Annotated in this window: 22 protein-coding genes; 12 read left to right on the forward strand and 10 right to left on the reverse strand. The window is 44.4% G+C overall.

Annotated elements, in window-relative coordinates; genetic code table 11:
- Positions 1–40: 40 nt before the first annotated feature.
- From KJ365_RS06040 to KJ365_RS06050, 3 genes are all read left to right on the forward strand, one after another.
- Complete coding sequence (locus KJ365_RS06040; RefSeq protein ID WP_214450727.1) at positions 41–901, forward strand: DMT family transporter; 861 nt, start codon at positions 41–43, stop codon at positions 899–901.
- 132 nt (positions 902–1,033) lie between these two features.
- The gene (yaaA, locus tag KJ365_RS06045) at positions 1,034–1,807 is read left to right on the forward strand and encodes a peroxide stress protein YaaA (protein ID WP_214450728.1); all 774 of its coding nucleotides are present in this window, start codon (positions 1,034–1,036) and stop codon (positions 1,805–1,807) included.
- A gap of 64 nt (positions 1,808–1,871) precedes the next feature.
- Entirely contained in the window at positions 1,872–2,690 is an 819-nt protein-coding gene (locus KJ365_RS06050) for a formyl transferase (protein WP_214450729.1), read from the forward strand.
- Positions 2,691–2,696: 6 nt separating this feature from the next.
- Here KJ365_RS06050 and KJ365_RS06055 read toward each other — a convergent pair whose 3' ends face one another.
- From KJ365_RS06055 to KJ365_RS06070, 4 genes are read right to left on the reverse strand one after another with little or no spacing between them, the layout of a single operon-like run.
- Positions 2,697–3,140, reverse strand: a complete 444-nt coding sequence (locus KJ365_RS06055; RefSeq protein WP_214450730.1) for a DUF4426 domain-containing protein — start codon at positions 3,138–3,140, stop codon at positions 2,697–2,699.
- Positions 3,141–3,164: 24 nt separating this feature from the next.
- On the reverse strand, positions 3,165–3,710 hold the full coding sequence (locus KJ365_RS06060; RefSeq protein ID WP_214450731.1) for a YggT family protein: 546 nt from the start codon (positions 3,708–3,710) through the stop codon (positions 3,165–3,167).
- A 15-nt stretch (positions 3,711–3,725) separates the two neighbouring features.
- The gene (gene proC / locus KJ365_RS06065) at positions 3,726–4,547 is read right to left on the reverse strand and encodes a pyrroline-5-carboxylate reductase (protein WP_214450732.1); all 822 of its coding nucleotides are present in this window, start codon (positions 4,545–4,547) and stop codon (positions 3,726–3,728) included.
- A 49-nt stretch (positions 4,548–4,596) separates the two neighbouring features.
- The gene (locus KJ365_RS06070) at positions 4,597–5,298 is read right to left on the reverse strand and encodes a YggS family pyridoxal phosphate-dependent enzyme (protein ID WP_214450733.1); all 702 of its coding nucleotides are present in this window, start codon (positions 5,296–5,298) and stop codon (positions 4,597–4,599) included.
- 41 nt (positions 5,299–5,339) lie between these two features.
- Between KJ365_RS06070 and KJ365_RS06075 the strand changes: the two genes are divergently transcribed.
- The 3 genes from KJ365_RS06075 to KJ365_RS06085 all read left to right on the forward strand — a co-directional run bounded on the left by KJ365_RS06075 (position 5,340) and on the right by KJ365_RS06085 (position 8,044).
- Entirely contained in the window at positions 5,340–6,371 is a 1,032-nt protein-coding gene (locus tag KJ365_RS06075; RefSeq protein WP_214450734.1) for a type IV pilus twitching motility protein PilT, read from the forward strand.
- A 33-nt stretch (positions 6,372–6,404) separates the two neighbouring features.
- Entirely contained in the window at positions 6,405–7,523 is a 1,119-nt protein-coding gene (locus KJ365_RS06080; RefSeq protein WP_250884052.1) for a PilT/PilU family type 4a pilus ATPase, read from the forward strand.
- Positions 7,524–7,720: 197 nt separating this feature from the next.
- On the forward strand, positions 7,721–8,044 hold the full coding sequence (locus tag KJ365_RS06085) for a putative signal transducing protein (protein WP_214450735.1): 324 nt from the start codon (positions 7,721–7,723) through the stop codon (positions 8,042–8,044).
- On the opposite strand, the gene ruvX is transcribed toward KJ365_RS06085, so the two are convergent.
- From ruvX to KJ365_RS06105, 4 genes are all read right to left on the reverse strand, one after another.
- Positions 8,041–8,457 (reverse strand): Holliday junction resolvase RuvX, encoded by a 417-nt coding sequence (ruvX, locus tag KJ365_RS06090; RefSeq protein WP_214450736.1) that lies wholly within the window; start codon positions 8,455–8,457, stop codon positions 8,041–8,043. The two genes, KJ365_RS06085 and ruvX, sit on opposite strands and share 4 nt — an antisense overlap.
- Positions 8,458–9,015 (reverse strand): YqgE/AlgH family protein, encoded by a 558-nt coding sequence (locus KJ365_RS06095; RefSeq protein WP_214451303.1) that lies wholly within the window; start codon positions 9,013–9,015, stop codon positions 8,458–8,460. It abuts the gene before it with no gap.
- A gap of 33 nt (positions 9,016–9,048) precedes the next feature.
- Positions 9,049–9,996, reverse strand: a complete 948-nt coding sequence (gshB, locus tag KJ365_RS06100; RefSeq protein ID WP_250884053.1) for a glutathione synthase — start codon at positions 9,994–9,996, stop codon at positions 9,049–9,051.
- Positions 9,997–10,068: 72 nt separating this feature from the next.
- Positions 10,069–10,797, reverse strand: a complete 729-nt coding sequence (locus KJ365_RS06105) for a 16S rRNA (uracil(1498)-N(3))-methyltransferase (RefSeq protein ID WP_214450737.1) — start codon at positions 10,795–10,797, stop codon at positions 10,069–10,071.
- A gap of 569 nt (positions 10,798–11,366) precedes the next feature.
- Here KJ365_RS06105 and KJ365_RS06110 point away from each other — a divergent pair.
- The gene (locus KJ365_RS06110; RefSeq protein WP_214450738.1) at positions 11,367–12,191 is read left to right on the forward strand and encodes a mechanosensitive ion channel family protein; all 825 of its coding nucleotides are present in this window, start codon (positions 11,367–11,369) and stop codon (positions 12,189–12,191) included.
- Between the two features lie 128 nt (positions 12,192–12,319).
- On the opposite strand, the gene KJ365_RS06115 is transcribed toward KJ365_RS06110, so the two are convergent.
- Together KJ365_RS06115 and metK are read right to left on the reverse strand one after the other, a co-directional pair.
- Positions 12,320–13,120 carry a M48 family metallopeptidase gene (locus KJ365_RS06115; RefSeq protein ID WP_214450739.1) on the reverse strand — a complete coding sequence of 267 codons (801 nt, stop codon included), beginning with the start codon at positions 13,118–13,120 and terminating at the stop codon, positions 12,320–12,322.
- 57 nt (positions 13,121–13,177) lie between these two features.
- Positions 13,178–14,329, reverse strand: coding sequence for a methionine adenosyltransferase (metK, locus tag KJ365_RS06120; protein ID WP_214450740.1), 1,152 nt, complete (start codon positions 14,327–14,329; stop codon positions 13,178–13,180).
- A 730-nt stretch (positions 14,330–15,059) separates the two neighbouring features.
- Here metK and KJ365_RS06125 point away from each other — a divergent pair.
- The 5 genes from KJ365_RS06125 to KJ365_RS06145 all read left to right on the forward strand — a co-directional run bounded on the left by KJ365_RS06125 (position 15,060) and on the right by KJ365_RS06145 (position 20,504).
- Positions 15,060–15,218 (forward strand): hypothetical protein, encoded by a 159-nt coding sequence (locus tag KJ365_RS06125; RefSeq protein WP_214450741.1) that lies wholly within the window; start codon positions 15,060–15,062, stop codon positions 15,216–15,218.
- On the forward strand, positions 15,208–15,804 hold the full coding sequence (locus tag KJ365_RS06130) for a Fic/DOC family protein (RefSeq protein WP_214450742.1): 597 nt from the start codon (positions 15,208–15,210) through the stop codon (positions 15,802–15,804). The genes KJ365_RS06125 and KJ365_RS06130 overlap by 11 nt, the downstream gene beginning before the upstream one ends.
- A gap of 445 nt (positions 15,805–16,249) precedes the next feature.
- Positions 16,250–18,241, forward strand: a complete 1,992-nt coding sequence (gene tkt, locus KJ365_RS06135; RefSeq protein WP_214450743.1) for a transketolase — start codon at positions 16,250–16,252, stop codon at positions 18,239–18,241.
- Positions 18,242–18,277: 36 nt separating this feature from the next.
- A complete protein-coding gene (gene epd, locus KJ365_RS06140; protein ID WP_214450744.1) occupies positions 18,278–19,306 on the forward strand; it encodes an erythrose-4-phosphate dehydrogenase in 1,029 nt (342 codons plus the stop codon).
- 22 nt (positions 19,307–19,328) lie between these two features.
- Positions 19,329–20,504, forward strand: a complete 1,176-nt coding sequence (locus KJ365_RS06145) for a phosphoglycerate kinase (protein ID WP_214450745.1) — start codon at positions 19,329–19,331, stop codon at positions 20,502–20,504.
- The last annotated feature ends 11 nt before the right edge of the window (positions 20,505–20,515 follow it).

Raw genomic sequence — 20,515 nt, forward strand, 5'->3', positions numbered from 1 at the left:
TGGGCCATGCATCAGTATGCTCTAATGACTATTTTGTTGAATGAATCCATCTATTAAAGCGGCCTTGTGGATGCTGGGCGCAATCTTCAGCTTAAGCGCTATGGCAGTATCTGGACGTGAGCTAAGTGACGGTTTTGATACCTTTGAAATTATGCTGCATCGCTCAGCGATTGCGCTGGTGATTATATTGGTCATTATTTACCTAACGGGCGCGTACCGAAATATCGGTTTAAAGGCCTGGCGAAGCCATTTTTTGAGAAACATCTTTCATTTTACCGGTCAAAACTTATGGTTTTATGCTTTGTCGGTTGTGCCGCTCGCTCAAGTATTTGCGTTGGAATTTACCACCCCGTTGTGGGTACTGCTGTTATCACCATTGCTACTAGGTGAGCACCTTACGCGCATGCGCATGATCGCTGGCGCAATGGGATTTACAGGTATATTGATAGTCGCGAGGCCCGGTGTAGATAATTTGCACCCTGGGATTATTGCTGCCGCCGCATGCGCTTTTTTCTTTGCGTTAACTTACGTGTTTACTAAGCGCTTAACCAAAACCGAGAGTATCTCGGCCATATTACTGTATTTGTGCGCTATGCAGTTGGTGTTTGGTCTTGTTTGCGCAGGATATGATGGTGATGTTGCGCTGCCTCACTTAAGTGACATGCCGCTTTTAATGCTGCTTGCGTGTTGTGGCCTATTGGCGCACTTTTGTATCACTAAGGCGTTAACCTTAGCGCCGGCCACGATTGTAGCGCCATTAGATTTTGTCCGTCTGCCGCTTATTGCGCTGGTCGGCATGATGTTCTACAACGAGGCGCTGGATGCTTGGGTGTTTGTCGGTGCCTTGATCATATTTGCTGGGAATTACTTGAATATATGGGCCGACACTAAAAATCGCTAGTTTGCGAGGCATTGGCAAGACATAAACGACTTTGTTTGAACAATGATTGCATTGTCTTTTTTGCTTGGTCATAATCTTAATATCTCGCGTACTTATGTATATTCATTCACAAAGCCCCAAAGGTAACGACATATGCTGTTAGTGGTTTCTCCTGCTAAGAATCTTGACTACAAATCTAGCTTTCCAGAAGTAAAAAGCACGCAACCTCGATTTGAGTCGCACATTAAAACTTTGCTTGAGACGTGCCGAACATTATCTCCAGCCGACCTTAGCTCGTTAATGGGTATTAGCGATAAATTAGCCGTGCTTAACGCCGAGCGCTTTAACAGTTTTTCTATGCCATTTGATTCAAGCAACGCTCGCCCTGCTATGTTTGCTTTTAACGGAGACGTTTACACGGGCTTAGATGCCCTTACCCTTGATGAAAAGGCGATTTCCTTTGCACAATCACATTTGCGTATATTATCTGGCCTTTATGGCGTGCTGCGTCCACTTGATTTAATGCAGCCGTACCGTTTAGAAATGGGCATCAAGCTCGCAACCCCGGGGGCGAAGTCGCTATACGAGTTTTGGGATCACGACATCACAAATATGCTGAACGACGATATCGCAGCGCAAGGGGATAATGTGTTGGTCAACCTTGCGTCAAATGAATACTTTTCAGCTGTGAAGAAAAAAGCGTTAGATGCCATGGTGATTACGCCGGTGTTTAAAGATGAAAAGAACGGCAAATACAAAATCATCAGCTTTTATGCGAAAAAAGCTCGCGGCATGATGGCACGTTACGTGATTGAAAATCAGCTTAACGACGCTGCGCAACTAAAAGGGTTCGATACCGCTGGATATCGTTTTGATGAGGCGAGTAGCTCAGAAACTGAGTATGTATTTTTGCGCCCAGAGCAATAGCTCATCATCTGAACGAAATGCGGGCAGCTAACCGCGTGTGAGTTTAAAATACTGTGAAAATGTAATGAAGATATTGTGTCTTGCCAATCGAGACTTAGCGAGCAACTTCGCACTCAATCAACTGTTGCCTGAACTTTCAAAAAGCCATGAAACGCATTTGTGGCTATCAGCAAAGGTCGGAGGAAATACCCAGCGGCCCAAACAGCTGCAAAACCTTAAGTTTTTCGAACAAGACTTGTTTAACACCCTTGTTCATCGCGCATTGAGCAGTACGCAAGGCTTTTTGGGTTTTGATGGCCTTGGCCAGTTTTTATGCTCTGAGGTTAAAGAAGTCAATCAGATAAACAGCCCTCAGGCTGTAGCAGAGCTTAAAGTGTTGTCTCCCGATATCATCGTATCCATTCGCTACGGCGCAATCTTAAAAAACGACGCTATCAATATTCCTTCAAAATGCGTGTTAAACCTTCATTCTGGCATTCTGCCCAAATACAAAGGCGTAATGGCGACATTTTGGGCGCTCAAAAACGCGGATTCTGAGATTGGTACAACGCTTCATTTAATAGAGGACGGTAGCATTGATACCGGCAAAATAATCAAGGTGTCAACCATACAGACTAACGCGAGCAAGTCGTATTTATGGCATGTACTAGCGTTGTATGAGCAGGGAGTAAAAACTATATTGGAGGCGGTTAATACGCTTAATCAAGGCGACGTTTTAGAATGCTCTGAACAATCCCCAAGTGACACATATTTTACTTTACCTACGCAACAGCAGTGTGAAGAATTTGAGGCCTGTGGCGGGCGTTTTGTGGACGAACAAGAATATATCGAGTTCATCCAAACGCATTACCTGCCTGTTGACGCGCCTCGTTCAACTACGTAAAACGGATTACTCCGAATACATCTTTTGTTGAAAGCGCAGCACTTGCGTTGTGTTGCCTTGCTGTAAGTCGATTTCAAAGCGCAATACTTCTTTGTCATCAAAAGCTACGGTTGCTAGGTGATATATAGCGTCGCCTTCTTTTACCATTTTAAACGTTAATGGCTTTGTGGTGCCCAATAGGTTTCGGGCACTGCCAGTCACAGTGGCTTCAAGGGCTTCTTTGGTTTTACTGCTAAGTACGGAGATGTTAACTAAGGCATTGGTATCTGAGCGTCTGATGTCATTTGCGCGAGCGACTTCGGGCGTTAAAAATGTGCTGGGAATAACGATATAGTGAACATCCCATTCACCTAACACCTTCTTTTGTTCCGCCTGCGCAACGTTACTTGCACCCACAAGCAGCAGTAACACACTTGCTAAGATATATAGTTTGTTTAGCGAATTTGCCATGAGTCGTCTCCTTGAGGGTTACGTTTAGATAAATGGACCAAAGATGTCGCCTAACAATAAGCGAATAAATTGAATGGCCAAAATAGCCACTAATACCGAGAGGTCCAAACCTCCCATTGCCGGTAAAACTTTTCTGATTGGCGCAAGCAGTGGCTCGGTTAATTGATGCATCACAAACTCGATAGGGTTATTGCCTTGGCTTACCCAGCTTAATATGGCCCTAATGACTAACAACCAAAATACCAAGCTCAACACTTGCCCAATAAAAATGCCAACAGAGGCAAAAACTAGCGGTACGATGGGAGGGAAGCCACCACCAAAAATGATATTTAGCGTAATGACTTTAAGCGCTGCAATAACAATAGCAAACAGCAGTGTGGCAGTATCAAGCGCACCTATGGAGGGTATTGCTCTGCGCAACGGGCCGACAACCGGTTGGGTGGCTTTTACAACGAATTGGCTAAAAGGGTTATAAAAATCTGCTCGGGCCAATTGCAACCACAAACGAAGAATGATGACCATTAAATACAGGTCAAACAGGGTGCTGATTAAAAAATTAGTTGCCGTCATGCTACTTAAGTTCCATTAAAATTCTTGAGTCATTTGCGATGCGCGTTTTACCGCTGAGCGCATTGCGTCACTTAATATGTGCGCTATATTGTTTTTTTGCAAGCTTGCCACGGCTTCTGCGGTAGTACCGCCCTTTGACGTTACGTTTTTGCGTAGTGTTTCAAGCGATACATCTGGGTTGGCCACCATCATTTGCGCGCTACCGAGCATGGCTTGTTGCACAAGAAGGCGTGCATCATCTGCGGTGAGGCCCATTTTTATCGCTTCTTCCTGCATACACTGTGCAATTAAGAAAAAGTATGCTGGAGAGCTACCTGCTGCCGCAATCACCGTATCAATATCGTCTTCTTGAGCAACAATAAGGGTTTTACCAACATGGTCCATGATATAGGCGGTGAATTCGGCATCTTGCTGAGTCACGTTTGATGGTGCGTAGATTCCGCTCATACCTTGGCCTAACGATGAAGGCGTGTTTGGCATTACTCTGACAACGCGCTCATGCCCGCCGAGCATTTCACTGAAACGTTTGGCGCTAATGCCTGCGGCGATAGAAATGACCAGTTTGTCATCAACAGTTGCGCGAGATAGCATGTCTTTGCATACCGTCTCCATCAGTTGCGGTTTTACAGCCATAATCACTACATCAGCAAAAGCAATCGCCTCTGCATTGTCTTGGGTAATATGAATGTTCAGTTCGTTGGCTAATATATCAAGTTTTGGCCGACTAGGGTTACTGGCCATAATATGCTCGGCCTTATAACCGTTGGCTACTAAGCCCTCAATAATGGCTTTGGTCATGTTGCCTGCACCAATAAAACTGATTTTCTTAACGCTCATGTGACTCCTATTTTATTACATCGATGGAAGGTGACTTTTGCGCATTAGTTTATTTATCTCGCGCGCCAAAAATACCTGTGCCTACCCTTACCATGGTGCTGCCATGCTCAATTGCAAGGGCTAAGTCGTTACTCATGCCCATTGAGAGTGTATCGAATTCAGGATAAATAGCCTTGCATTGGTTAAATAATGCCTGCATTTGTGCAAAGCTTTGTCGCTGATGGTCAATGTCGTTACTCGCCTCAGGGATGGTCATAAGGCCTCGGCATTTGATGCGGTCAAGGGAACTGACTTCCTTTAATAGCGGTAAAACCTCTGACGGGGCCACGCCAGATTTGCTTAACTCATCATCAATATTCACTTGAATACAGATATTTAGTGGCTTTTGGTATACTGAGCGCTGATCATTCAGGCGTTTTGCTATTTTAAAACGGTCGACTGAATGCATCCAATCAAAATATTCAGCAACAAATTTACTCTTGTTTGATTGTAATGGGCCGATAAAGTGCCAAAGGATGTCTGAATATTGTTTAAGCTGTTGGATTTTTTCAACGCCTTCTTGCACGTAGTTTTCACCGAAATCACGGTGTCCATTTTCATACGCAAGCAGAATATCTGATACTGGTTTGGTTTTACTTACCGCCAGTAAATGAATATCTTTAGGGTTGCGCGAGCACGCAGTTGCAGCTGCATCGATTAATACGCGAACCTGATGTAAATTGTCAGCAATTGGTGAAGTTGATGCTGTCATTGTAACGAATAAAACCTCTTAAACTCTTGGAGAATACAGTTTTGGATATTAACGAACTACTCGCCTTCAGTGTACAAAACGGCGCCTCAGATTTACATTTAACATCCGGTTTGCCACCCATCATTCGTGTAGACGGCGAAATGCGTCGACTCAATGTCGATGAATTAGGTCATAAAGACGTGCACAGCCTTATATATGACATCATGAATGATAGCCAACGTAAAGAATACGAAGAAAACCTCGAAGTAGACTTTTCTTTTGAAATTCCAGAGCTGTCTCGCTTCAGGGTAAATGCATTTAACCAAAACCGAGGTGCTGCCGCGGTTTTAAGGACGATCCCCAGTAAGATTCTTTCGTTAGATGACTTAGGCGCGCCTGAAATTTTCAAAAAGATCATCAACCAGCCTACAGGCATTATCTTGGTAACCGGAGCCACTGGTTCGGGTAAAAGTACCACCCTTGCGGCGATGATTGATTACATCAATTCACACAAACGTGAACATATTTTGACTATCGAAGACCCCATAGAATTCGTTCATCAAAACAAGATGTGCGTGATTAACCAACGCGAAGTGCATCGTGATACCCACAGCTTTAATAACGCGCTGCGTAGCGCATTGAGGGAAGACCCTGATGTTATTCTGGTAGGTGAGCTGCGTGACTTAGAAACGATTCGCTTAGCGATATCGGCTGCAGAAACTGGGCATTTGGTATTTGGTACGCTACATACAAACTCCGCACCTAAAACCATTGACCGTATCATTGACGTGTTCCCAGCAGCGGAAAAATCTATGATACGCTCTATGTTATCTGAATCTTTGCGAGCGGTTATCTCGCAATCACTATTGAAAAAAGTGGGGGGTGGTCGTGTTGCCGCGCATGAGATTATGTTGGGTATTCCGGCAATTCGTAACTTGATCCGTGAAGACAAAGTGCCGCAGATGTATTCTGTGATCCAGACTGGGCAGGCTCACGGCATGCAAACCATGGATCAGTGTTTACAAAGGTTGGTTGCACAAGGCATTATTTCACAGCAAGATGCAGCAGCGAAATCAATTGATAAAAACACCTAATAGACGCTTAGCAAGGAAACTTGAGTAAAAGTTATGATTACATTAGACGAATGCTTAAAAGAAATGGTCAACCGAGGTGCATCAGACTTATTCGTTACCGCGGGTATGCCGGTGAGCGTAAAAGTAAATGGTAAACTAGAACCACTTTCTGAAGACCGCTTAAATAAAGAAGATGCACTGTCGATAGTGCATCAAGCCATGAACGATGAGCAGCAAGAAGACTTTAAACACGAAAAGGAATGTAACTTTGCAGTCAGCCTTTTTGATGTAGGCCGTTTTCGTTGTTCTGCTTTTTGGCAGCGTGATGCTGCGGGCATGGTCGTAAGACGGATCGTGATGGAAATTCCAAAAGCGAGCAGTTTAGGACTACCGCCTATTTTGAATGACATCATAATGGCGAAAAAGGGGCTTGTGTTGTTTGTTGGCGGCACCGGCACGGGTAAATCAACCTCGCTAGCCGCTTTAATCGGCCATCGAAACGAAAATTCATTTGGGCATATTCTCACCATTGAAGACCCCATCGAATTCTTGCACTCTCACCGTAACTGTATCGTCACGCAGCGTGAAGTGGGGATTGACACTCTATCGTTTGATGAAGCGCTTAAAAGCTCGCTTCGACAAGCGCCTGACGTTATTTTGATTGGTGAGATTCGTTCTATGGAAACCATGGAATATGCAATGTCATTTGCAGATACGGGGCATTTATGTGTGGCTACACTGCACGCGAACAATGCTAACCAGGCGATTGAACGTATCATGCACTTGGCGCCTTCTGAACTTCATCCAAAACTACGTTATGACTTGAGTCAAAACATTCGTGCCATCGTTGCTCAGCAATTGGTGCCGACGATTGATGGTAAGGGGCGTGTTGCGGCGATAGAGATTTTATTAAACTCTCCGCTCATCTCAGATCTCATTCAACGCAATGAAATGGGCGCGCTTAAAGAAGCGATGATGAAGGGACGTGAATTAGGCATGCAGACCTTCGATATGGCGCTTTACGACTTGTACAAGAAAGGCAAGATTAACGAAGAGCAAGCACTGCATCACGCTGATTCACCTAATGACTTGCGCTTGATGATAAAACTCGATAGTAAATCTTTTGGAAGCCCGCTTGGTTCTCTAAGCAATGTGTCTATTGATTTAGATTAGGTCTGTCAAGATATTCAAAAAAAGGCAGTGAAGCAATTCACTGCCTTTTTTTGTTTTTATAGCGTATTGGTGAAATCCAGGTACCTGCAAGTTGGTCTATTATTAGTGCTTGTTTGAATATGACTTAAGCGTACACTTGCTCAAGCGCTGACTTGTCAGGTGCATAAGATAATCAAGATCTGAAAAAGAGAGGGTGTATGAAGCGATTTTACAAAGACTTTAACCAATTCAAAGTACGCCAAATTTATACTCTATTGGATGAAGCCGGTATTCCGTGCACCATCAAAAATGAATTTATTGCCGGTGCTAGCGGAGAAATCCCGCATCATGAAGCGCTACCTGAAGTGTGGCTGCTAGATTCAGAGTGGGAGCCAAAAGCAAAGGCGCTGATGGCAGAGTTTGAGCAAGATGTGGAAGCTAAGGATGTGCAGCCCATTGATTGGACTTGTGGCTCTTGCGAACAAACGAACGAACCACAGTTTAGAATTTGTTGGAATTGCGAAAGCCCAAGAGCGGTTTAGCTATTTAATAGCCAGCTTTGATAGATCAGACACGCCGAAACGCTATCGACTTTATCCTTACTCAGCTTTTTATATCCACCTAACTCAAACAGCCTTGCTTTCGCCTCAACGGTAGAAAGTCGCTCATCTTGAAAATGCACCGGTAGATTGTATTTGTGCGCGAGGCGTCGGCCAAATTTTTTAGCATTATTGGTAATGTCTTGAGGCGTACCGTCCATATTAAGCGGAAGCCCTACGATAAGCACCTGCGGCTGCCATTCTCCAATCGTTTTAGCCACCACATCCCAGTTTGGAATGCCGTCTTGCGCTTTTAATGCAGCAAGGGGAGAAGCGGTGCTCGTTATCCTTTGACCAAGGGCAACGCCAATGCTTTTCATGCCAAAGTCAAATGCCAAGGCGGTCTGATTTTCCACTCAGGCATGTCCTGCTTGTTGCGTGAGCTGCCAAACATCCACGCCAAGTTTGTTAACCGCTGCTTGCCATTTTTTATGAATAGGCGTGTTGAAGAGAATCTCTTGGTCGGCTTCTAAGGTTAGCCAAGCATTGCTTTGAATTTCTTGCTCAAGTTGACCGGCGTCCCAACCGGCATAGCCAAGTGCAAGCATAGACTGGCGTGGGCCATGCTCATTACCGATAGCAGAGAGAATATCTTTTGACGTTGTCACCATAATCTCGCTGCTTAGCTTGGCGCTTGAATTCCACCCTGATTGAATACTATGTAGAACAAATCCTCTGTCTTGGTTGACCGGGCCACCAAACACCACAATCTGTTCACGCTTATGCTCATCAACCTCTGCATTTGCATCGGTTTGTTTGATCACATCAAACAGCGTCATGGGGGAAGGTTGGTTAATAACGATCCCCATCGCACCTTGATCATTATGTTCTAAAATGTAGGTTACCGAGCGCGCGAAATATTCATCATCTAGTGCCGGCATTGCGACCAAAAAATGGTTTTGCAAACTCGTCATTTGTGGGATATCGGCCACGATGTATGGTTTCCTCTATAGACGTTTTTCTACGGCATCAAATATTTTGCCACAGATGTTGATAGGATATGCTGCTTCGATTTCTCGGACACAAGTGGGCGAGGTAATATTAATCTCGGTCACCTTATTGCCAATCATATCTAAGCCTACCAGTAAAATACCTCTAGCGGGCATGTCTTTCGCAATTGCAGTAGCAACTTTCATATCTTCATTGCTGACTTCTTGGGCCACTCCCGAGCCACCTGCTGCAAGATTCCCTCGAGTTTCGTTAGCTGCCGGTAAACGCGCTAAGCAATAAGGAATGACCTCTCCATCAATAAGTAGGATTCGTTTGTCTCCCGCTTTGATTTCAGGCATGTAGCGCTGCACCATCGCGTGGCGGGTGCCGTTTTCGGTCAGCACTTCGGCAATCACACCTAAGTTAGTGCCATCTTCGGTGACTCTGAAAATAGATGTACCGCCCATTCCATCAAGGGGCTTACAAATAATATCTTTATGCTTTTGATGAAACGCTCTAAAGTCAGATTTTTGTGTGGTGACCAAGGTGTCGGGAATGAACTGCGGATATAAAGCTGTGAAAAGCTTTTCATTAAAATCGCGCAGTGCCTGTGGTTTGTTGACCACCAAAGCGCCTGCACGTTCGGCCAACTCTAGAATGTGGGTTGCGTATAAAAACTCGCTGTCAAATGGCGGGTCTTTGCGCATCAGGATCACGTCGAGCTCGCCTAAGTTAATCTGTTGCTCGCTTTGCACGTTATAGTAATTATCAGGCGAGTCTGTCACCGTGATGATTTGAGACCGAGCAAGGGGTTGCCCATTGTCGATGCTCATGTCTTTTTGCTGGATGTAATACAGCGTATAACCTCTGCGCTGTGCTTCAAGCATTAGGGCAAAGCTAGTGTCCTTTTTTGTGTTTATGGCGGTAATGGGGTCCATTACCATTCCCAACTTTCTTGATGACATTGACGGCTCTTTCTCTGACGTTTTGGTTGTTTAGTTATATTATAGTGTGGTGCTTAAGCTCGAAAATACAAGTTAAAGGTCACCATGTAGCGCTTGTAGTATCGATATACAGGTCACGGCGGCCGTTTCAGTACGCAAGATTCTTGGGCCTAGATTCACCGATGTATAACCGATTTGTTGAGCGGTATACACCTCTTGTTCAGAAAACCCGCCTTCAGGGCCTATCAACAGTTGAAAGCCAATAGGGTGCCTTGGGGTTCCCGACAAATAGGTGTCGCTTCCTGGCGACAGTATTATGCGCTTAAGGTTGGTGTTTAGGCCAATATATTGACTAAAACTGGTAACAGGATGCAATGTAGGCACACAGTTGCGCTGGCTTTGCTCACATGCAGAGATAATGACCTTTTGCCATTGAGCATGCTTTTTTTCCCATCTTTCTTCATTTAGCTTAACGTTACAAAACTCTGTGTTAATCGGAGTGATTTCGGTTACGCCCAGTTCAACGGCCTTTTGCAAGGCATAATCCATACGGTCGCCCTTTGATATTCCTTGAGCGAGATGAATATGCAGCGGCGACTCAACATTTAGACTGATTTGTGCATTGATGACCACTTTTGTATGCTTTTTGTGGGGGCTGACAATGTCGGCTGTGTAGTCAGCGCCATTGCCATTAAACAGGACAATGGGCGCGTTTTCTTTGAGGCGCAATACTGTTGAGATATAGTGAGATACTGATTCTTCAAGGGTTATCTCGTCATCAGCCTGTAGGCTCTGAGCCGTGTAAAATCGTGGAATTCGCATATTTGCTAGATGTTAGTTAAGGCGCCGATAGTATGGCAGATATTGTTAGCAAATCGCAAAGGTTTAGATGATTAAATACAGGGTGTAAGTATGCGAGGCAAAAAAACGGAGGCTAAGCCGCCTCCGTTTGGTTTTTTTGAATGTTGTAAGCTACATCTTTTGATTGCGAAATTGGGTCTTGTTTAAGACCTACATTTTTGTCTATGTCGACTGTATTGGTATTGCTTCTTTTGCGAGCGTGTATCGTGTTTTTACCCCGAGGCTCTGTCAAACAATACGCAAATAATGCGAAAACCATCATAAATAAAAATGCTAATATGAACGTCGAGAATTCCATACTCGTATATCTCCTGTGCTTCAATGATTAAAATTTATACACGGTTATAAATTACAATGCAAGAAAAAGTGTTGCTAATTTGCTACACAATTTATAAGTGTGTGAATTTTTTACAAAAAAGATTGCTTAATTTAACGTGTCCTTGATAATGGTTTTCAAACTAGACGTGCAAAAAAAAGCATGCGTGGTAGGGTTTTAAACTAGATATTAATTTCACAAAGGAAATGTCAACATGTTCGACTTCACAACAGAAGATGCTTCAAAATATCTTGACGATTACATCGTCCCATTCGCTATACAGTTAGCCGTTGCGATAATTATCTTCATTATCGGTAAGTTCGTTGTGAACATACTGGTAAATCTTGTAGGTAAATTGCTGGGCCGAGCTAATTACGATCCGATGCTAGTAGATTTCTTGAAGTCTATTGTTAAAGCAATACTGATGCTATTTGTTATCGTTGCTGCTCTAGATCAGCTAGGCGTTAATACCACATCATTGGTTGCTATCTTAGGTGCCGCAGGTTTGGCTATTGGCTTATCGCTACAAGGGTCGCTGCAGAACTTTGCAGCAGGGGTCATGCTATTGGTCTTTAAGCCGTTCAAATCAGGCGACTTTGTAGATGCTGGTGGCGCGATGGGCACCATCAAAAGTATTGGCATCTTCACCACCATTATGAATACACCGGATAACAAAGAAATCATTGTGCCAAATGGTGCAATCTACGGTGGCAATATTACCAATTTCTCGGCAAAAGATACGCGCCGTGTTGATATGGTGTTTGGTATCGGTTATGGCGATGACCTCAAAAAAGCCAAGTCTGTCCTTCAAGAGATGGTCGAAGCCGATGAGCGCATCTTAAAAGATCCAGCGCCACAGGTTGCGGTTTCTGAACTAGGTGACAGCAGCGTTAACTTTGTGGTTCGCCCATGGGTGAATTCAGGGGATTACTGGAACGTGATGTTTGAGTTTACCGAAGAAGTGAAACTGCGCTTCGACAAAGAAGGTATTTCAATTCCGTTCCCACAAATGGATGTGCATGTGCACAAAGATGCATAATAGAAGGTTAGTTAGCCTAAATTAACTATTTTATTGCAGTAAAACGCATAAAAGAAGAAGTCCAACTTCCCAGTTGGACTTTTTTTTGCGCAAATATTTGTTAGGTACTCAGAATGATAAGCGCGGTGCTATTCGCACTTAGGCTTATTTAATACTGCATTATAGGTGGTAAGCGCTGGACCCATATTCGCTCGCAAGTTTGCGATACGAGTATCTGGAGCAGGGTGAGTAGATAGCATTTCAAGAGGACGGTTGCCACCGCTCGCTTTATTCATGTTTTGCCACAGATTAATAGATTGACGAGGGTCAAACCCTGCGCGCGCCATCAAGTCTAAACCGATAATATCTGCCTCGGTTTCGTGTGCGCGGCTAAATGGCAGGGTAACGCCGAGCTGTGCACCGAGGCCAAACGCTGACATTATTGCACCCGACTGAGCAACATTATTCGACTGTAAAGCCACACTGACTGCTTCTTGACTAATACCAATCAAAGTTGACTGACTCATGCGCTCGTTACCATGTTGTGCAAGTACATGACCCACTTCATGGCCAATGACGGCGGCGACTTGGTCTTGATTCTGTGCGACTTTCAACAAACCCGTATACACACCAATTTTCTTGCCCGGTAATGCAAATGCATTCACTTGGTCTGAGTCGAACACCACCACTTCCCAATCGTCTGGTGAAGCGCTTGGGCCGAGCTGCTGTATAATGTTGTTAGCTATACACTGTACAAAGTTGTTGGTAACTGCGGTGCTTGAAATTGGGATTTCTTGTTTCATGCCAGCAAAGGCTTGAGCGCCAGATTGCGCCAGCTGAGCATCAGAATATAGTAGTACTTGACTGCGGCCTGTTGGGGAGGTGGTGCAAGCGCTTAGCATCATTGCGGCTGAAAGTGCTATTAATGCCGTGGTCAGTTTTTTTCTCATGTCAGTGTCCTGTGATGTATGTGGTCGCCATCAACAAGCGACCACTTCCATCCTCAATTATATCTGAGCATCCTCTTTCAATATAGAGGCACGGTCTGTTTTCTCCCAAGGAAACTCTTCACGACCAAAGTGACCATATGCCGCAGTGGGTTGATAGATTGGGTGCTCTAGGTCGAGCATTTGAATAAGACCATAAGGACGTAAATCGAAATGGCGCTTAATGAGCTCGACTAGTGCATCGTCATCAATCACGCCTGTTCCAAAAGTATCGACACTAATGGAGGTGGGCAGAGCCACTCCAATGGCATAAGAAACCTGAATTTCACAACGTTTAGCCAAACCCGCTGCGACAATGTTTTTAGCCACATATCGACACGCGTATGCAGCGCTTCTGTCTACTTTTGATGGATCTTTACCAGAGAATGCGCCGCCGCCATGACGCGCCATGCCGCCATAGGTATCGACAATGATTTTTCTTCCAGTTAAGCCGCAATCACCCATTGGCCCGCCAATAACAAAGCGCCCGGTAGGATTAATATGATACTGAGTATTGCTGGTAAGCCAATTGGCAGGCACTACCGGTTTAATGATTTCTTCCATCACCGCTTCGCGGATTGTGGCGTTATCCACACTGTCGCAATGTTGGGTTGATAATACAATAGCGTCTATCGCAACAGGTTTACCGTTTTCATAGACAAACGTGACCTGACTTTTTGCATCTGGGCGTAACCAAGGCAATTGACCGTTCTTGCGCAGCTTGGCTTGTTGTTGCACTAGTCGATGTGAATAGGTAATAGGAGCTGGCATTAATACGTCGGTCTCGTCGCTTGCGTAGCCAAACATCAGACCTTGATCACCCGCGCCTTGCTCTTCAGGATGCTCTCGATCCACACCTTGATTAATGTCGCCAGATTGTTTCCCAATGGCGTTTAAGACCGCGCATGATTCGCCATCAAAACCCATATCAGAATGCGTATAGCCGATTTCTTTTACCGTTTTGCGGGCAAGCTCTTCGATGTCTACCCACGCTGTGGTGTTAATCTCACCGCCCACTAATACCATGCCGGTTTTAACAAAGGTCTCACATGCAACCCTTGCTTTTGGGTCTTCTTTTAAAATAGCGTCGAGGACGGCGTCGGAGATTTGGTCTGCAATTTTATCTGGGTGACCCTCGGAAACTGACTCCGAAGTAAATAAACGTGATGTCATTAAATATCCTGAAAATTAATATTAAAAATGGCCTACGTGCATTGCCGTAAGCAAGCAGGCGTAAAATTTCTTATCGCTCTGCTTCATAATGGGTGCCATTGTAATCTATTTCCGTCTAGACGTCTAAAAGTCTATTCGATTTACATAAGGATTCGTAAATAAAAGAGAAAAAGATCACAAATGCACAAATTTCAAACCTAACCGACGGTTGTAATTGAGTGTGTTTTTATGCGGATAGAAAATGGGGGTTGTCGTTTTGGCTATTTAGGTATTATTCACAAGGCGGTGCATAAATCGGACGATTCATATGGACTAGTCCTCTTCTCTACCGCGTTAAACTAGCAATTATAGGCGTTTCCGCCAAGTCATATTTTCCACTATAAACCGCTACGGCTCAAAAAATGCTTTACCGAAGATGATTAATAAGTCATCTCTACTAACAACTTGACTTAAAAGTGTGTAGTTAGCTAAGCTTTTAATTAACAACTGACCCTTTTTCCACGCGTGGCATCATGACCCATGGAAATTGGGAGGAAAAGCCGGCGAAAGTCGGTTTTTTCATTTTAGGAAAGGATATATGAGAAAACGGATATATGTTGATGGCAATAAATAGGCTTAAAATTTGTGCTTTATATAATCAAGACAACGCCCAATCAGTGTTTTTTCGATTAGGATGTATAATGGCAATTAATGACTTACTATTGTAAAATTATAACATCAAGGGGGGATTATGACTGCTACAGTTTCTAAATCTAGCGATGAACGCAAGACTAGGTTTAAGCCAAATATGGATAACTTTAAGGTCAGTCTGAGTTATGAAGGCCTTTCACTCAAAAAAGGAAGTGAAGGAAAGAGTATTGACGAATTGAAGCGCAAGTATGCGAGATAAATACGGGGTAGCTTACGATAAATACTGCTACCCTGGTTCTGATGTATTAATCAACCTTTTAGATATACAAGACACAGATGCACTGCAAGAAGCTGAAGCTCAGTTTTCAGCCGAACGCTATAGAACCTACAAACCTGCACTATTGTCACTCTCTGATTTTTCATTTGAACATTTAAAGCACCTTCATCATCATTTATTTCAAGACTTATACGAATGGGCGGGACAAACGCGTGATGTTGATATTTCTAAAGGCGATACCCGTTTTTGTACTTGGACACGAATAGAGCCAGAAGCAAATAAATTATTTCAAACGATTCCTGCCCTTGCAGATTGCGATGATTTTAATGAGTTGATTGATAACGTAGCAGACTTGTTTTGTGAGCTTAATTTGCTACACCCCTTTCGCGAAGGTAACGGAAGAGTATTACGTTTCTTTTTTGAAGAGCTTCTATATACCATTGGTTATGATGTGACATGGCCTAAAATTTCCCAGCAAGACTGGATAGATGCAAACATTGCTGGTGTTAACTTGAACCTAGATTTGCTCAAAGTGATCTTCAAGAAAGCGATTTCTAAGTGTCAATAATCTACTAAAAAGGGTTTTGTTGATGATAGAAACAACAAAACTTCGATAGGATCCTTCGGCAAGCTAGCCATAGAGTCAAAACGTCACCACCGGACACTGCCCGACGTATTAAGGTGTCGAGATATCATGCTTGTATGAGCTACGCATTTATATTTTATTGACCGTTTTCAAACGTAGTTGCTTTTTAGGAAAAAAAGAACTTGGTTGAACAGGCTATGATTGCTAGTTTAAAGCGGTAGAGAGGACGACTTGTCCATATGAATAATCGCTCTTAAAACCCTTTCAACAACCCAACTCTTTGCTTATGTAATCAGCCCATCTAGTAGAGATAGGCCAAAAATAAAGCATTAATACGAATTAATGATTGAAGTGATTATGGGGACGGGCGACAATACGCGCCTTAAAAATACACAACACCCTCATTTTGATTCATCAAGGAGTAATCATGTCATCACGCCGCCATCTCGCAAACGCTGTTCGAGCTTTAAGTATGGACGCTGTCCAACAAGCTAATTCTGGTCATCCAGGAGCGCCAATGGGCATGGCCGATATCGCTCAAGTTTTATGGTGTGATTACTTATCGCATAACCCCAAAAATCCCAATTGGGCTAACCGCGACCGTTTCATCTTGTCCAATGGTCATGGCTCTATGTTGCTGTATTCTCTGTTGCATCTTACAGGTTACGAATTACCCCTTGAGGAACTAAAGAATTTCCGTCAGCTTCACTCTAAAACACCTGGTCACCCAGAGTATGGTTATGCGCCAGGCGTTGAAACTACCACAGGTCCGTTAGGGCAGGGTATTTCTAACGCCGTAGGTATGGCATTAGCTGAAAAGGTACTTGCCGCCCAGTTTAACCGCGACAACCTTGATATTGTTGACCACTACACGTACGCATTTTTAGGTGATGGCTGCTTAATGGAAGGGATTTCCCATGAAACCTGTTCTCTTGCCGGCACCTTAGGCCTTGGCAAACTCATCGCGTTTTGGGATGACAACGGTATTTCGATTGATGGTGAAGTAGAGGGTTGGTTTAGTGATGATACCCCTAAGCGTTTTGAAGCATATGGTTGGCACGTAATCGCAGACGTTGATGGACATAGCCCAGAGCAGTTAATTGCGGCTATTGATCAAGCACAAAAAGAAACGGGTAAACCTACGTTGATTTGCTGTAAAACCACCATTGGTTTTGGCTCTCCTAACAAGCAAGGGAAAGAAGATTGCCACGGTGCGCCCCTTGGCGTTGATGAAATCGCGCTTACGCGTGAAGCATTAGGCTGGTCTCATGGACCATTCGAAGTGCCAGAAGATGTTTACTCGCAGTGGAACGCTGTGGACAAAGGTGCACAAGCGGAAGCGAAATGGCAAGAAACCTTTGCTGCATATCAACAAGCGCACCCAGAGCTTGCAAAAGAGTTTATACGTCGTAAAACAAACGTGTTGCCAGAGAACTGGCACAAAGACGTAACCAAATACATTCAGGCCTTACAGGCGAACCCGCAAAATATCGCTACGCGTAAAGCATCGCAAAATGCACTTAACGCTTATGGGCCGATGCTTCCTGAGCTACTAGGTGGCTCTGCTGACTTAGCAGGCTCTAATCTTACCATTTGGAGCGACTCTAAAGGCGTCACCAAAGAAGATGCAAACGGCAACTATATATATTACGGCGTACGCGAGTTTGGCATGTCGGCTATGATGAACGGTATTAGCTTGTATGGCGGTTTTAAAGCCTACGGTGCCACCTTCTTAATGTTCATGGAATACGCCCGCAATGCCGTAAGAATGGCGGCTATTATGAAGCAGCCTGCCATCTTTGTTTACACGCATGATTCAATTGGTTTAGGTGAAGACGGTCCTACTCATCAGCCGGTAGAGCAGCTTGTGGCCCTGCGCTCAACCCCTAATTTAGATAACTGGCGCCCGTGTGACCAAGTGGAATCTGCTATTGCATGGAAAGCAGCTATTGAGCGCACCGATGGCCCCACAACACTTATTTTTACTCGCCAAGGTTTACCGCAACAAGCGCGCGAGCCGCAACAGCTTATAGATGCTGAGCGCGGTGGATATGTATTGGTCGATAGCGATACCGCACCTGAAATCATCTTGATTGCCACTGGCTCTGAAGTACAACTGGCCGTTGAAGCGGCAGCAACGCTTACCGCTCAAGGTAAAGCCGTTCGCGTGGTATCGATGCCAAGTACCGATGTATTTGACAGACAATCAGCTAGCTATAAAGAGCAAGTACTACCGGCGGGCGTGACGAAGCGTGTTGCAGTGGAAGCGTTAGCAAAAGACACTTGGTATAAGTATGTTGGCCTAAATGGCGCTGTTATTGGCATGGACACCTTTGGTGAATCTGCACCTGCAGGTGATTTGTTCAAGCACTTTAACATTACTAGCCAAGCCGTGATTGATGCAGCATTGGCGCTTTAAGTGCGCATTTTCTCTTTAAAAAAAGGGCAATAAAACGTGCTTCGTATTGGTATTAACGGGTTTGGCCGCATAGGCCGCAGCGTCGTTCGAGCACTATATGAAAACGGTTTTCGAGATCGTATCCAGGTGGTTGCAATCAACGAAGTGGCCGAGCCTGAGGGTATTGCTCATTTACTGCAATATGACAGTGCTCATGGTCGTTTTAGATATAAGGTGACCTATGAGCAAGGTGCCCGTGGTAGCAGATTACTGCTCAACCAAGACGAGATTGCCCTGTTTCATGAAAAGCGCATAGACAATATTAATTGGGCGGCGCACAAAGTAGATATAGTGCTTGAGTGTACTGGCATTTATTCAAGTGCCGAAGATGCTAAAGACCATATGCGAAGCGGAGCAAAAAAAGTCCTGTTTTCTCAGCCTTGTGGTCAAGATATGGATGCAACCATTATTTATGGTGTGAATCATGAGAGCCTAAAGCCTGATGATGTTGTGGTGTCGAACGGCTCATGCACCACAAACTGTATCATCCCCGTCATTCAAGCCCTTGATAATGCTTTTGGCGTAGAAAGCGGCACTATCACCACTATTCACTCTTCGATGCATGACCAACAGGTTATTGATGCCTATCATCCCGATTTACGCAGAACTCGGGCGGCTAGCCAATCGATTATTCCAGTGGATACGAAACTCGCTCGCGGTATTGAAAGAATTTTACCAAAATTTGCGGGTAAATTTGAAGCCATCGCAGTAAGAGTACCGACGATTAATGTTACCGCGATGGATTTAAGTGTCACGCTGCGCGATAAGGTCGACGTTAAGCAAGTTAATAGTGTGCTATCGAGTGCGTCGGTGGATTTTCCGCCTAATATCATTGACTATACTGAAGCGCCTCTGGTATCTGTGGATTTTAATCATGATCCACACTCATGCGTAGTAGATGGCACGCAAACGCGCGTGAGCCACAAACAGCTGGTAAAAACCTTATTGTGGTGTGATAACGAATGGGGTTTTGCAAACAGAATGATTGATACTGCACTTCATATGCACAAAGTAGGCTATAACTAAAAGAATACACAAGGAAATTTACATGCCAATTAAAACGATGTCAGACATTGATTTACGTAACAAGCGTGTGCTTATTAGGCAAGATCTTAACGTGCCGGTAAAAAACGGTGTTATTAGTTCAGATGCGCGTCTTAAAGCATCTATTCCTACTATCGAGCAAGCGCTTGCGCAGGGCGCTGCCGTGATGGTGATGTCGCATCTTGGTAGACCTACCGAAGGTCAGCCAGAAGCTGAATTTTCTCTCGCACCTATTGCGGATTACTTGTCAGAACATTTATCGGTGAAAGTAAATTTTGCCACCCAATATTTAGGTAACGACGCCTTTGATGCGCCAGTAGGCGAAGTAACATTACTTGAAAATGTACGCTTCAATGCTGGCGAAAAAGGCAACGATGAGACGCTTTCAAAAAATTATGCTGATTTGTGCGACGTATTTGTGATGGATGCCTTTGGCACAGCCCACAGAGCGCAGGCGAGCACTCATGGTGTGGCCAAGTATGCAAAAGAAGCCTGTGCTGGACCACTGCTAGACGCAGAGCTCAAAGCACTATCGAAAGCCTTAGACAATCCCAAGCGCCCACTGGTAGCAATCGTAGGTGGCTCAAAAGTGTCGACTAAGCTAACGGTATTATCGAGCTTAGCCAACAAAGTTGATCAGCTAATTGTGGGCGGTGGCATTGCAAATACATTTATTGCTGCGCAAGGCCATAGCGTCGGTAAATCATTGGTTGAAGAAAGCCTACAAGATGAAGCAAAACGACTAACTGACTTAGCAAAAGCCAACGGTGGTGAAATTCCAATCCCAACCGACGTTGTGGTCGGTAAAGCTTTCGCGGAAGACAGGCTTGCCACCATTAAAGCGGTAGACAGTGTAGATAGCGACGATATGATTTTTGACATAGGCCCAGATACCGCCGCTTACCTTGCAGATATATTGAAAAATGCAGGTACCATTGTGTGGAATGGACCGGTGGGCGTATTTGAATTTGACCAGTTTGGCGAAGGCACCAAAGCCATTGGCGAAGCGATTGCACAAAGCTCAGCTTTTTCTATTGCTGGTGGAGGCGATACCCTTGCTGCGGTAGATAAATATGGCATTGCTGACAAAGTGTCTTATATTTCAACCGGTGGCGGAGCATTTTTAGAGTTTTTAGAGGGCAAAGAGCTCCCTGCTGTGGCAATATTAGAAAGAGACTAGAACATAACATC

It is taken from the genome of Glaciecola sp. XM2, from assembly GCF_018595715.1.
GTDB lineage: Bacteria > Pseudomonadota > Gammaproteobacteria > Enterobacterales > Alteromonadaceae > Glaciecola.

Coding starts and splice junctions, on each gene's coding strand:
- KJ365_RS06040 (WP_214450727.1), top strand. CDS start 41: ATGAATCCATCTATTAAAGCGGCCTTGTGGATGCTGGGCGCAATCTTC.
- yaaA (WP_214450728.1), top strand. CDS start 1,034: ATGCTGTTAGTGGTTTCTCCTGCTAAGAATCTTGACTACAAATCTAGC.
- KJ365_RS06050 (WP_214450729.1), top strand. CDS start 1,872: ATGAAGATATTGTGTCTTGCCAATCGAGACTTAGCGAGCAACTTCGCA.
- KJ365_RS06055 (WP_214450730.1), bottom strand. CDS start 3,140: ATGGCAAATTCGCTAAACAAACTATATATCTTAGCAAGTGTGTTACTG.
- KJ365_RS06060 (WP_214450731.1), bottom strand. CDS start 3,710: ATGACGGCAACTAATTTTTTAATCAGCACCCTGTTTGACCTGTATTTA.
- proC (WP_214450732.1), bottom strand. CDS start 4,547: ATGAGCGTTAAGAAAATCAGTTTTATTGGTGCAGGCAACATGACCAAA.
- KJ365_RS06070 (WP_214450733.1), bottom strand. CDS start 5,298: ATGACAGCATCAACTTCACCAATTGCTGACAATTTACATCAGGTTCGC.
- KJ365_RS06080 (WP_250884052.1), top strand. CDS start 6,405: ATGATTACATTAGACGAATGCTTAAAAGAAATGGTCAACCGAGGTGCA.
- KJ365_RS06085 (WP_214450735.1), top strand. CDS start 7,721: ATGAAGCGATTTTACAAAGACTTTAACCAATTCAAAGTACGCCAAATT.
- KJ365_RS06095 (WP_214451303.1), bottom strand. CDS start 9,015: ATGACGAGTTTGCAAAACCATTTTTTGGTCGCAATGCCGGCACTAGAT.
- gshB (WP_250884053.1), bottom strand. CDS start 9,996: ATGTCATCAAGAAAGTTGGGAATGGTAATGGACCCCATTACCGCCATA.
- KJ365_RS06105 (WP_214450737.1), bottom strand. CDS start 10,797: ATGCGAATTCCACGATTTTACACGGCTCAGAGCCTACAGGCTGATGAC.
- KJ365_RS06110 (WP_214450738.1), top strand. CDS start 11,367: ATGTTCGACTTCACAACAGAAGATGCTTCAAAATATCTTGACGATTAC.
- KJ365_RS06115 (WP_214450739.1), bottom strand. CDS start 13,120: ATGAGAAAAAAACTGACCACGGCATTAATAGCACTTTCAGCCGCAATG.
- metK (WP_214450740.1), bottom strand. CDS start 14,329: ATGACATCACGTTTATTTACTTCGGAGTCAGTTTCCGAGGGTCACCCA.
- KJ365_RS06125 (WP_214450741.1), top strand. CDS start 15,060: ATGACTGCTACAGTTTCTAAATCTAGCGATGAACGCAAGACTAGGTTT.
- KJ365_RS06130 (WP_214450742.1), top strand. CDS start 15,208: ATGCGAGATAAATACGGGGTAGCTTACGATAAATACTGCTACCCTGGT.
- tkt (WP_214450743.1), top strand. CDS start 16,250: ATGTCATCACGCCGCCATCTCGCAAACGCTGTTCGAGCTTTAAGTATG.
- KJ365_RS06145 (WP_214450745.1), top strand. CDS start 19,329: ATGCCAATTAAAACGATGTCAGACATTGATTTACGTAACAAGCGTGTG.